Annotated in this window: 12 protein-coding genes; 3 read left to right on the forward strand and 9 right to left on the reverse strand. The window is 46.9% G+C overall.

All coding sequences use genetic code 11. The features are described from left to right. Positions 1 to 140 precede the first annotated feature (140 nt). Both ACP5KC_RS06135 and ACP5KC_RS06140 read right to left on the reverse strand, forming a co-directional pair. Positions 141 to 374, reverse strand: coding sequence for a sulfurtransferase TusA family protein (locus tag ACP5KC_RS06135; protein WP_052883706.1), 234 nt, complete (start codon positions 372 to 374; stop codon positions 141 to 143). Positions 375 to 383: 9 nt separating this feature from the next. Then, positions 384 to 791, reverse strand: coding sequence for a peroxiredoxin (locus tag ACP5KC_RS06140; RefSeq protein WP_424738858.1), 408 nt, complete (start codon positions 789 to 791; stop codon positions 384 to 386). A gap of 119 nt (positions 792 to 910) precedes the next feature. Between ACP5KC_RS06140 and ACP5KC_RS06145 the strand changes: the two genes are divergently transcribed. Then, positions 911 to 1,738 (forward strand): putative CRISPR-associated protein, encoded by an 828-nt coding sequence (locus ACP5KC_RS06145; RefSeq protein WP_424738860.1) that lies wholly within the window; start codon positions 911 to 913, stop codon positions 1,736 to 1,738. Positions 1,739 to 1,823: 85 nt separating this feature from the next. On the opposite strand, the gene ACP5KC_RS06150 is transcribed toward ACP5KC_RS06145, so the two are convergent. Then, the gene (locus ACP5KC_RS06150) at positions 1,824 to 2,855 is read right to left on the reverse strand and encodes a zinc-dependent alcohol dehydrogenase (RefSeq protein WP_428286971.1); all 1,032 of its coding nucleotides are present in this window, start codon (positions 2,853 to 2,855) and stop codon (positions 1,824 to 1,826) included. A gap of 3 nt (positions 2,856 to 2,858) precedes the next feature. Continuing rightward, complete coding sequence (locus tag ACP5KC_RS06155; RefSeq protein ID WP_424740936.1) at positions 2,859 to 3,569, reverse strand: class I fructose-bisphosphate aldolase; 711 nt, start codon at positions 3,567 to 3,569, stop codon at positions 2,859 to 2,861. Between the two features lie 60 nt (positions 3,570 to 3,629). On the opposite strand from ACP5KC_RS06155, the gene ACP5KC_RS06160 reads away from it, so the two are divergent. After that, positions 3,630 to 5,102 (forward strand): xylulokinase, encoded by a 1,473-nt coding sequence (locus ACP5KC_RS06160; protein ID WP_191118666.1) that lies wholly within the window; start codon positions 3,630 to 3,632, stop codon positions 5,100 to 5,102. Between the two features lie 40 nt (positions 5,103 to 5,142). On the opposite strand, the gene cas6 is transcribed toward ACP5KC_RS06160, so the two are convergent. The 5 genes from cas6 to ACP5KC_RS06185 form a co-directional block, all read right to left on the reverse strand. Further along, positions 5,143 to 5,994, reverse strand: a complete 852-nt coding sequence (cas6, locus tag ACP5KC_RS06165; protein ID WP_052883712.1) for a CRISPR system precrRNA processing endoribonuclease RAMP protein Cas6 — start codon at positions 5,992 to 5,994, stop codon at positions 5,143 to 5,145. A gap of 272 nt (positions 5,995 to 6,266) precedes the next feature. Further along, positions 6,267 to 8,105: a prolyl oligopeptidase family serine peptidase gene (locus tag ACP5KC_RS06170; protein ID WP_428286972.1), complete on the reverse strand. Its 1,839-nt coding sequence runs from the start codon at positions 8,103 to 8,105 to the stop codon at positions 6,267 to 6,269. Positions 8,106 to 8,249: 144 nt separating this feature from the next. After that, entirely contained in the window at positions 8,250 to 8,729 is a 480-nt protein-coding gene (locus tag ACP5KC_RS06175) for a hypothetical protein (protein ID WP_428286973.1), read from the reverse strand. A gap of 1 nt (position 8,730) precedes the next feature. Then, positions 8,731 to 9,135, reverse strand: a complete 405-nt coding sequence (locus ACP5KC_RS06180) for a hypothetical protein (RefSeq protein WP_052883716.1) — start codon at positions 9,133 to 9,135, stop codon at positions 8,731 to 8,733. Further along, a complete protein-coding gene (locus tag ACP5KC_RS06185) occupies positions 9,125 to 9,403 on the reverse strand; it encodes a hypothetical protein (RefSeq protein WP_191118668.1) in 279 nt (92 codons plus the stop codon). Before ACP5KC_RS06185 ends, ACP5KC_RS06180 begins: the two co-directional genes overlap by 11 nt. A 72-nt stretch (positions 9,404 to 9,475) precedes the next feature. Between ACP5KC_RS06185 and ACP5KC_RS06190 the strand changes: the two genes are divergently transcribed. Beyond that, positions 9,476 to 10,780: an SLC13 family permease gene (locus tag ACP5KC_RS06190; protein ID WP_424738872.1), complete on the forward strand. Its 1,305-nt coding sequence runs from the start codon at positions 9,476 to 9,478 to the stop codon at positions 10,778 to 10,780. Positions 10,781 to 11,135 lie beyond the last annotated feature (355 nt).

Consider the following 11,135-nt stretch of genomic DNA (forward strand, 5'->3'; position numbering starts at 1 on the left):
GCTCCTATCTATGACCGTCACTGAGAACTCGTCATGCGGTAATAGGTTAGCTAGAATGGCTCCACCTCCACCCCCACCAACAATTACAACTTTTTTCATTTAATCGCCTTTTCAATCCTAATATAAGATAAAATGAAAAATCATTTTTTAGCTACAACCTTTATACGCGCGACTATAACTTCGCCCTCCTTCTTCAACTCTAGCAACTCGTTCTTAGTCCTTTCAATCCAGGCTTTGACGTCGGGCTCGAAGCCGGGGTCGGTGGCCATAACTACAATGATATCCCCGTTCTGCGCGTTACGGTAAGCCCGTGTGAGAGCGGATATGGGGCCGGGGCAGGCCATTCCTCTTGCATCTACGGTGATTTCAGGCATTTGGGTCGCCTAGATGAATATGACCTCGTATTCGGCGGTTTCTTTCATGAAGAAGGTTGCGCCTACAATGTCGTCAACTATTGGGTCTAGATGATCCTTCTTAAGGCCTAGGGCTTCTGCTATGAGGCTGCACACATAAACTTTGACGTCACCCACCTCCTTGGCCTCTTTAAGCATGTCATACCAGCTTGGAGCCTTTATCTTCTCTAGTCCCTTCATTAGGTGGGGGACCATGTCTTCAAACTCTTTGGGGAAGCGGGGTTGAGGCTTGTTTTTAGTGAAGTAAGGTGTCGCGAAGCCTGTGACGAAGATCCTTACGGGGACTCCAAGGTTGGCGGCGGTCTGAGTGAGAACACCAAGAGGTATAAACTTGTCGGCTGTACCCGAGAACATTATAATTGCCAAACCTTTTGTCATGGTTTTATCAAATTTATTTTTATCAAAAGTCGTATATAAATCAATATGTATATTGTAATATACAATACACTTCAAGAATTAGATATATACTCTTATATTCATCAAAATCATAAAACTAGATGATGCAAGGCTCGGCAGCAACGGGACACATAGTAGCAGTGGGGACAAGTCTCATCAGGAACCTCGCCCAGAAAGGAAAAGAATTAGGGATTCCAGATAATATTCTCAGAGAGTTCTCCGAATGGACAAGAGCCGCACCCCGTAGCCCTACAGATGCTATTGCTGGAGGGAGGGCAGCCGTGGGTACAGAGGAGTTTGAAACGGCCTTAAGGGCCCTTGGAGGGCAGCCCTTCGAGCTGAGCGCAGAGCTAAACGCGATGAGACCTTACCTTGAAAGAGGAATAGTCAGAGCCGTTACGCTCTTAGCATCAGACACAGGTGTCTCAGAGTTCCAGGCTAGAGTCCTCGCGAGCTACCTTGAGGCGGAGGGTGTTGAGGTTGAAGTTCAAAGGGTTCAAGACCTGGGTATTGACTTCCAAAAGGGGCTCTTCAATCTCCTTGACAGCATAGTAAAGAAATTTGTCGAGTACAGGGAGAAGGGACTCGTAGTCTACATTAACCTTACGGGAGGCTTTAAGCTGGAGTCCGCTATTCTATACCTTGCTGCTTGTCTCACACTAGGACAAGGTAAGGCCTACTACATACATGAGACAATGAGGGATACCGTAGAGGTTCCGATAATCCCTGTTATGCCGGATCCACAGCTTTTACGGCTTTTAGATTTATTATCAAGGGGCGGTGGGAGCTTAGATACCCTACAGTCTCAACTAACGAGAGATTCCATAAGGAAACTTCTAGAATCTGGGGTTCTTGTTCAAACAGGCGGCGAGCTAAAAGTCAGAGATTGGATAAAGCTCCTGATCAACAAGGAATATCAAAGAAAATAATTTTATTCATAGCTTAAAGATTTTTATTTCTTCTCCCTTTTAATCTACTGCTTTATACTACTTTCTCAGTGAAGAAAACAGCTAACTATTCTGATACTCTGACTTGAATTTTCATCTGTCTTCCACTAATGGCTTCTTCGAAAGCATCGGCTATGCTTTCCAAGGGGTATACGGCAGTGACAAGCTCCTGTACCTGAACGGTTTTCTCCTTCAGCATCCTGAGGGCCACATCCATATCCTTAAGCTGGTAGTCTGATACCCCTACTACAATTTTCTCCGCATAGTGTATGTTGTTTAGATCAGTCTGTGGCTCACTCCTCGGATGGATGCTACCAAAAAGAGCTATGATGGATCCATTGCGAGAGTTTTCTAGTGCAAAAGCCATGGTCTCCCGGCTTAAGGCTGTTATGGTAACCTTGTCGGCTCCGAGTCCATTGCTAAGCGAATAGACGACCTGCTTTGCCTCTACGGGCGTATATGCATTAATCCCTAGTCTTCTAGCAAATTCGATACGTTCCTCCTTGACCTCTGAGATTATTGGAATCGCTCCTAGTGCACGTACCACTAACGCTGAAAGGACGCCCATCGGTCCTCCGCCTACAACGAGAACAACCTCGGAGGGCTCGATTTTGAGTTTCCTGACGCTATTCAACACAACGGCTAAAGGCTCAGCATAGGCTGCAACATCTAAAGGGAGTTTCTCAGGTATCTTATGAACCCATTTAGCGGGAACTTTCATGAACTCCGCGTATCCTCTACCAACGGCGAGCTTCCGGGGGCATAAATTATGCCTGCCGTCTCTACAGAAAAAACAGTCTAGACATGACACATAACTGTCCGGGACCACCAATTCTCCAGGAGTAACTCCATTTACGTCTTCTCCCACCTCTTCAACTACTCCACTAACCTCGTGGCCAGTCAGACCATAGGAAGAAGAGCCGTATTCTAAACGACCATCCCACAATTCAGGTTTACTCAAGCCCAAGTAATACCGGATATCTGTTGGACACACGCCGACAGTGTGGACCTTGATGAGGATTTCTCCCTTACCGACTTTTAAATCACTGATCTCCTTGACTTCAACACTTCTCGGAGCTTTTAAAATTGCAGCCCTCATCCTTTAGACCTCTTCAACTAGTTTCCTTATCCTAGAAGCAGCTTCACGGGGATTAGGCGATTGAAATATGTTTCGTCCAATAGCGACTCCCTGTGCTCCTGCTCTCAAAGCTTTCTCGATTACCTTGTAGATGTCTATCGAGCCCTTCTCACCACCCGCTATTATGACTGGTACAGGGACAGCCTCCACAATTGTTTCGAATGGCTCAGCATAAGCTGTTTTCACTATGTCGCCACCGTACTCAGCCGCCACGCGTGCGATGCGGGCTATCTGGTGGGCATCATAGATTACCTTACCCTGAGGATCTACTGGTATTACTTCATTAATATATATCAGTCCAAAATCATAGGCTGCTCTAGCCACAGCCCTCATCTTCTCCGAAGTCAAGGGGTCGAGCGGGGCTTTTCCAAAGTAAGCTGTCTTAACACCAACAACGTCCAGTTTTGCGGCGAATTCAACAGCCTTAGGATCAAAGGGAATGTTAAGAATTACCTCTGTCTTGCCTATCAACAGTTTAAAATAGGAGAGGTATACTCCCTCGTTGAGTATCAGCGCGTTGGGTTTCTCGTTGAGTATCTCGTTGAAGAGTCTGGGCATGTCTTGTAGACCTTCATAGATCGCATCCTCTCCCCCGTGATCGAGTGCTACTATGAATAACCTCTTAGAATTTTTTGTGAGTCTGCTCCAACGACTATATTTTCCCGGGGTATCCAACATGTTTTGTCCCTTTTTCAAAACATATGAAATTTATATTTTTTGTGTAGAATTACAAATGTGTCAAATTATCTGTTAGGTATAGATTTGGGTACCACGGGTTGCAAAGCGTTGCTCATAGACGAGAATGGGAGCAAGTTTGCCACCGCAACCGCACCAATATCCACCATTGCTTTTAGGAACATAAGAGAGCAGAACACCTCCGAGTGGCGGAAGGCAGTTACTGAATCGACTAGAAAAGTTACAAAGAACCTCAAAGGTAAACTTGAAGGGATAATCTCAATAGGAGTGACAGGACATTTTCCGAGCTTTGTCCCCCTCCTCAACGGGAAGGAAGCGGGTAACGCCATACTATACTCTGATCTCCGTGTTAAACCTGAAAGGATACTTAGACCAGCCGATTTGAAAACAATTGAAGATTTGACAGGTCTGCCTAGAGAGATATTCCCCAGTCTAACCTCCTTCAAACTCTCTTATCTTAGACGAAAAGGCGTAAAGTTCAATTCTTTCCTACCAGCCAAAGACTACATCAGATACCTTCTGACAAGCGAGTTTTCCACCGATTGGCTTGAAGCATGGTGGACTGGTCTTTTCTCTAATGGGAAATGGTCTCATGAGATCCTGGAGATGTTAGGGCTAGAGGATGTCGAATTGCCCTTAATAAGAAATCCGGGTGAGGTTGCAGGAGAGCTAACAAGGGAGGCTTCAAGGATGCTTGGTCTAAAGGAAAAAACCCCCGTTGCTACAGGGACAATCGACGGTATGGCGGCCTTCATAGGAGGAGGACCATTAGAACCTGGTGATGCTGTGATTTCCTCCGGCTCAACGGATATCATAGCCATGATGACGTTGCAGAAACCTAAAACCCGTAATCCCTCCTTTTACTCGTGGCCTTACTTTGAAGGGTCTACCTTCGTGCTATATTCTTCTACAGCCTCCTCAGGCTTATCAGTACAGTTCTATCTCCGACTATTTAACACTCTCGGGCTAGACATTGAAGGCTTAACTAGGAGGGCTGCTAAGAGGCCCCCAGGATCCTTAAATCTCCTTTTTCTGCCTTACCTGCAAGGAGAGTATGCGCCATTCTTTAGTCCCAGTGTTAGGGGGGCACTTTTCGGACTGGATTTGACGCACGACACAGTTACCATCTTCAGGGCTTTCCTTGAGGGTATAAGTTTCTCCGATAGACACGTCTTGGAAGAGATGCAGTATCTAGGCCAACCCTTAAAGCGTATACGGATAGGCGGGGGAGGTTCGGCAAACGCTCTATGGAATGAGATTAGAGCTAGCGTGCTAGGTGTAAACGTTGAGGTTCTCAAGGTCAAGGCACTCTCTGCTCTTGGAGCGGCAATCCTGGCTGGCCAATCGATAGGGTTATTCAGGTCGCTTAAAGAGTCAGCTCTAAGACTGATAAGAACTGAGTACGTCGTGAAGCCCAGGCCTGACTGGACTAGAAGGTATGACAAGCTCTACAGGGATTACTTGAGACTATCTTCCCTGACTAGAAGTTTTTACAGGTCAAGCCGGGTATGACTATACTACTCCACAGGACTTCTATACCTATGGGCTCAGCTTACTGCGAAGTATTGGTGGTATTTTTCGGGGTCAACGGCTTAACGCTTATAACGCCATAGCCCGCGCTCCTGTTGCCTCCAACGTTAACGATTTCCCCCAGTTTTAACAGCCCGGTAACAAGCCTTCTATCCTGCACAGAGGCACCTGGTTTGAACGTTATCCTTACCCAACCAGTAAAACCATTCGGAGCCGGTTTTGAAGCCACCATTTTAGGCGTCTTTATGCTTATTCCGCTAATGTAAACCTTTTCAGCTAGCTCCTGAGGCCTTGGCAGGTCAAGTCCCGTAAGTGCGTGAGCTGAGGCTATCAGGCTAGAAAACAGATGCTGAGGATCGGGATAGAGAACCTTGTATCTTTGATCCCCGCTAAGCGGGTTGAAATAGGTTGGTGTTATGAATCGTACATCAAGAGAGCTTATCTCCGCTTCACTCCCTCCCGCCAAGATGTCTCTCGGATTTACAACTCTTAGTGAGACGCCCTCCACTCTAAACTCAATCCCTTTTACGATGAGACCAGGAGCGGCTGGAAGAACCTCTGAGATAAAACTCCTCGAAATTGTATCGTCGAGAAAAGACACTTCCAGTACAGCTAGGGCTCCAGGCTCAAACAGCACTCCACTTTCAGCGCTTGCCTGTTCGCGGCTCTTGACCAGCCTAAACCCAGACCTAAACGTTATTGGTTTTAGCGAATAGGGGGATCGTTTTGCATCATGGAGCCTCCGTGCAAGCTTTTCGCTAGCCTGCGCGACTATAGAGAGAAAAGCCCCCCTGCTCTCACTACCGTTAAACCAGGGAAGCGATCCACCGTTTATCGCGATGAGCTCGATTTGAGCGACGGTGACATACGGCATATCAAGACACCATCATACGGGCTTGCACCTTTAGAGGCCTCATAGCTTCAAGCCCGATGGTTCTGGGGCTTCCAGGGAGATTGCTCACATGTAACGGCTCGAATGTTTGGCCAGTGTAAAATATCAGATTATTCCAGGCGAGGCTGAGAGGGGGCATATGAAATTTTTCCAGGGCTGTCCCATGGACTAATGACTGACCTCCTCCCAATACGATGTCACCCGTTGTCCACCATTATCTTAAGTTATATCCTAGACACTCTCCGCATTAAATGTTATCTTCCCTCGAGGTATTTCTCAAGGAAAGCTGCTAAGTATGATTGTTCTAGAGCCCTGACGGCAGACTTTGCCCCCATGTGTCCACTAGTTGTTTCAACCCTCAAGTAGACGGGATGCCCGGATCCGCGAGCCTTCTCTGCGAATTTCAAAGCATGGGCTGGGTGAACCCTGTCATCATTCAAGCCCGTAAAGATTAGCGTTGGAGGCATCCTCTTTTCGCTTGGAATGTTGTGATACGGGCTGTACCTAAGCAGAATCTCACGCATCTTGGGGTCTTCAGGATCGCCGTACTCTGGGATCCAGTATCGCCCGACGTATAGTAGATGATACCGCAGCATATCCAGCACCGGATAGCCTATAAGCGCAGCATCCAAATATTCGGGCCATCTGGTCGCGAGCGCGGCTACTGTGAGACCCCCGTTGCTGGATCCCATAGCTGCTACCCTAAAACCTAACGCTTTAAAGAATCTTGCAAAGCTCGCAACGTCCTTAAAGGTGTTTTCCTTGTTCTCAAGCATGCCTGCCCGATGCCAAGCTTCTCCCTCCTCTCTCCCCCCACGTGCATTAACTATCACGATAGCATAATCTCTCTCGAGAAGGTAATGGAAGAATGGATTATAGGATGGAGTTAAGCTTATCCCAAAACCCCCATAAGCGTATATGAGGACAGCCCTGGGTGGAGATGTGCGCGAAATGTAGAAGGCGTGAACCTTTACGCCGTCGCTGCTCCTTAGCCACAAGTCCTTGACTTCTAGATCGGGGATTGCCATGCTCGCATCCCAGGTTAAAGCCTCACCATCCCTAACCGTGAATAAAAGATGTCTATGAGAGGGGGTAGAGGCTAACAGGAGGAATTCTCCATTGTGCTCATCCTGTATAGATATCGAAGCATACCTTACAGGCATGCTGGGGCTGGACCAGGACTTCACGCGTAGGTCGTACAAGTTGACGTTATGGACGGCGTCCGTCATTGTTACCACTAGCAACTTGTCACCAGATACTAGAGCACTCTCAAGGATACCCCTAATACCCAACTCTTCTCCCTGGACAACTAGCTCATCCCCCGTATCCTTAGCCCTCACATAGACAGGCCCCTCAAACCAGCCCGCAAGCAGAATAGGGTGGTCGGCCTCCTCAACCAGACTCGAGCTCCAAGAGCCATACTCGATAACGTAAAGCCTTGCACTGCGCCAGCCACGCTGCACAGTCACGGCTAAACGTGAAAAGTCCCCTGAAGCAAAGACCCTTTCCATGAGCTCGCCTGCACCAACTATTCCACTCCCCCACACGACCTCCTCTCTTCCATCCTGTAGCATTACAAGCCTATCAGTGGGAATGTCTCCCCCATCAGGCGGCTTCTCAGTGCGGTAATTCCTAACATAGATGAGCGAGTCCCCCACCTTGTGGAAAGAGTCAACTATCCCATCCAGCATATAGACAATTTCCCCATCATTAACGTCCACGATGTAAGTCCTGCTATAATCCCTGCCCTCGAGCGAGGCGGAGACAGCTACCAGTCTCTCAGAACCATGTACCTTTGAAATCCACGTGAAAACCTCTTTATCATGGGAAGACAGGAGTTTTTCGCGTGTTCCATCCCTGTGTAGCAAGTAGACTTCCTCCGTCGAACCCCTGTATAGAACCGCTATGCCCTCGCGTATAAGCACGGCTCCCGCTACGCGCGGCTCGTCGTGAAGCTCGCGTATACGGGAGTAGTGCTTGTCTATAATGTTGGCTAAGAGCTCATTGACCTCGTTATTGAAACGGTTGATTATACTCCTCGTGCGTGGAGATTCTAAGTTCTCCAGCTCTATGAGTGGATCTTCGGCGCTCATATATTATTCATTACGATAAAACCAGTTTAAACTTTCCGAAAAAATCTTCAAATGGATTCCTATTAACACGTCATGTTATATTTTAAAAAACTCGAGACAATAGATGAAAGTAAAAACAGATGGGCCTCAGCTGTCTTACACTTATTACTTTTCCAACACTGGTTCAACACGATTCACCTGCGGGAGGGGTGTCTTTTTCTCTTCCCATTCGAGAGAAGACAAGTGGTAGTTTATAGAGTCCACGAGGGTCAGCGGGATCACGTAGAAAAACGCCACTATTGAGATAAAGGTGGAAAAATCAACCTCGATATTTAATCCTTGAAGCGTTAAACGAGTCACCGAGCCTCCCATCGCTAATTGGAGTATGTAAACGTTCAAAACTCTGCCAAGAAGCCTTATTAGGATACTTAGGGGTTGATCATGTAGAGCGGCTGAAAACCCCCCGATAAATGCGGCAAGAACTATGAGTAGCAGAAGTAAGGGTAAGTTTTGCTCAATTCTTCCTCCCATGAAGGTTATAAAGGGTGAGAATATGAGGGCTAACCCGGCCCAGAGAAGTGCTGAGAATGCTCCCACTAATGCTCCAGCGACGCCCAGCAAGAACCTCAAAAACCTACCACTCATACTAGAACCCCACGCCTCCCGTAAAATTGTATGAGATTTTAAACCTGTATATACCGGCTAGGGAGCCTGAAAAAGTGAACTCGATACGGGATGTAGTGCTGTCCAACTCCAGCACTGCACGTATACTGTCACCGGGATTAAGGATCTTCCCCTCCCTGGTAACAGGCACACATGTGAGACAATAGGGCTTAATGCTTAAGCTGTATTCATGGATGGGGATAGGGCCAGTGTAGGTAAATGTTATTTCAATCTGAGTCTTTCCTGATGGCTTTACTCCCAGGACAGTATAGCTAAATAATACTATTCGTCCCCCTCCCCTGAGATGGTTTAATAGTAATACCAGTGGGGATAGAGTGTATACTATGGCGAAAAAAGAAATGACCAGTGCTAAGAGTTTAAGCCACATACTCGCTTCGTCCCGTTGAGAGGCCATGTTTTAAGAGCTGGACGCCCGCGGCAAGGGCAACAGAGAGAAATGCTATTTTTCCGAGCAGGTAGAGTCCTTCAGTGGCAAGCGTTCCTATCCCTTGAGTTAAGTCGGTAAGAGGGGGTACTCGCTGGTAAGTAAGAGCGGAGTATAATGCAACCAGGAAAACTATGATAACCATTAATAATCCGGTAAGGAAGCTAATCAAAGGCATGTTTTGCTTTAGAGAAGAAGCATGCGACGCCATATACTTCTTTTTATTAAACAATCTTAATAAATTTTGCTAGAGGCAAGTAAGTTTTTTTGTTTTGTGTCCAAAATGGCTAACGGGTCTACCATCATGGGTGTGTCTCATCTACTAGGATTCATAATATTATCCTTCCTCCTGGGAGCCATGATAGCCAGGAGTAGAAAACCAACCATTCCCATATGGAGCATAATGGCTTTCACCTCTTTTCTAACAATCGCTTTCGGGCTCGTAAGGCTGGACGAGGTCGGGTCAATAATCGACTGGAACGTAGTCCTCTTCCTAGTAGGCATGTTCAGCATTGTAGGCCTGGCGGAGTCCTCAGGCCTCTTCAACCTTATGGGTTTCTGGTTCATAAATCACTTTGAATCTCGTTACCATCTAATCCTGGCCTCATCAATCTTCTTCGGCCTTCTCGCCGCGATATCCATGAATGATACCGTTGCCTTTATGGGTCCGCCTTTAGCTTACACGGTTTCAAGGGCGCTTGACATAGATCCCCGGGTTATGTTTCTTCTCCTAGCCTTCTCCCTAACGATAGGCTCAGTTACAACCCCTATAGGAAACCCTCAGAATGTGTTAATTGTTGAGGAGTCGGGTATCACAGCCCCCTTCTACGAATTCTTCCGTATGCTCTTTGTACCAACACTCATCAACCTGGTCATAACTCCCATGATACTCGTGAAGCTCTTTGGGGTTGAGGAGAAGAGGAAGAGCCTAATCCTGATTCCAGGAGAATCAATCACTAATAAGAGGGATGCCGCTCTAGGAGCACTCGGCCTGGTATCAACGGTGTTAATCCTTATAGCGAACGATCTTATGCAGCTTCTAGGTCTTCCTTACGTCGAGAAAAGAGGACTTATACCCTTCTTCATAGCTGCTGCGCTATACATTGCATCTAGTAATCCAAGAGAACTTCTAGGCAAGGTAGACTGGGGGACAATAATATTCTTCATATCGATGTTTATCACCATGCAAGGCGTCTGGAGGAGTGGGGTATTCACCCCCCTCCTAAGCATGATGATGCCGCACAGAATGGAAGGTCCTCAAGCCTTAGCCTCCATTACGTTCTCCTCTCTCCTCATAAGTCAGGTTATTAGCAACGTGCCCTTCGCAAGCTTCTTTACTATATACATGAAGAGCCTCGGCTATACGAGACACGACGAATTATACTGGATCGCTTTAGCTTTCTCCTCAACCATCGCGGGGAACCTTACACCCCTGGGTGCAGCCTCCAACATAATAATTCTCGAATACCTTGAATCAAGAATGAACACGACCATAATTTTAAAAGACTTTCTAAAAGCGGGCTTGATAGTCACAGCGGTGAACACGGCGATTTATCTCATCTGGCTGCACTTCTTTATAATGATATAGGATGACCAATGAAGAAAGTAACCCGACTTCAAAAGGTAAATCAAGCTTCAAAAATTCAGACCCAAAGATGAACTCGTTATGGTGAAATCCAGGCATCGCGTGAAGCAGAGTTTTGGCTCAAATACTAAGGGAGGTGAGCTGGTAAACAAACGTTTTATAACGCCCACCGGAGCAAAGGTTCCAGTTATGCTTAGCCTAACTATGACACAGGTCGCGTTGACTTTGATTAGCGGCTTTATCGTGAGCTTCTCTCTAGCTCTAATTGGAGGCGGGGGCTCCTTACTCGCAATACCCTTGCTGCTCTACTTTGTAGGCCTCGCTTATGATCCTCGCTACACAATAGACTATATCAGCC

Origin of the sequence: Infirmifilum sp. (genome assembly GCF_049970975.1) — an archaeon.
Taxonomy (GTDB): Archaea; Thermoproteota; Thermoprotei; order Thermofilales; family Thermofilaceae; genus Thermofilum; species Thermofilum uzonense.

Excerpts from the sequence above, each read along its gene's own strand:
- ACP5KC_RS06135 (WP_052883706.1), bottom strand. The coding sequence starts at position 374 with ATGCCTGAAATCACCGTAGATGCAAGAGGAATGGCCTGCCCCGGCCCC.
- ACP5KC_RS06140 (WP_424738858.1), bottom strand. The coding sequence starts at position 791 with ATGACAAAAGGTTTGGCAATTATAATGTTCTCGGGTACAGCCGACAAG.
- ACP5KC_RS06145 (WP_424738860.1), top strand. The coding sequence starts at position 911 with ATGATGCAAGGCTCGGCAGCAACGGGACACATAGTAGCAGTGGGGACA.
- ACP5KC_RS06150 (WP_428286971.1), bottom strand. The coding sequence starts at position 2,855 with ATGAGGGCTGCAATTTTAAAAGCTCCGAGAAGTGTTGAAGTCAAGGAG.
- cas6 (WP_052883712.1), bottom strand. The coding sequence starts at position 5,994 with ATGCCGTATGTCACCGTCGCTCAAATCGAGCTCATCGCGATAAACGGT.
- ACP5KC_RS06170 (WP_428286972.1), bottom strand. The coding sequence starts at position 8,105 with ATGAGCGCCGAAGATCCACTCATAGAGCTGGAGAACTTAGAATCTCCA.
- ACP5KC_RS06175 (WP_428286973.1), bottom strand. The coding sequence starts at position 8,729 with ATGAGTGGTAGGTTTTTGAGGTTCTTGCTGGGCGTCGCTGGAGCATTA.
- ACP5KC_RS06180 (WP_052883716.1), bottom strand. The coding sequence starts at position 9,135 with ATGTGGCTTAAACTCTTAGCACTGGTCATTTCTTTTTTCGCCATAGTA.
- ACP5KC_RS06185 (WP_191118668.1), bottom strand. The coding sequence starts at position 9,403 with ATGGCGTCGCATGCTTCTTCTCTAAAGCAAAACATGCCTTTGATTAGC.
- ACP5KC_RS06190 (WP_424738872.1), top strand. The coding sequence starts at position 9,476 with ATGGCTAACGGGTCTACCATCATGGGTGTGTCTCATCTACTAGGATTC.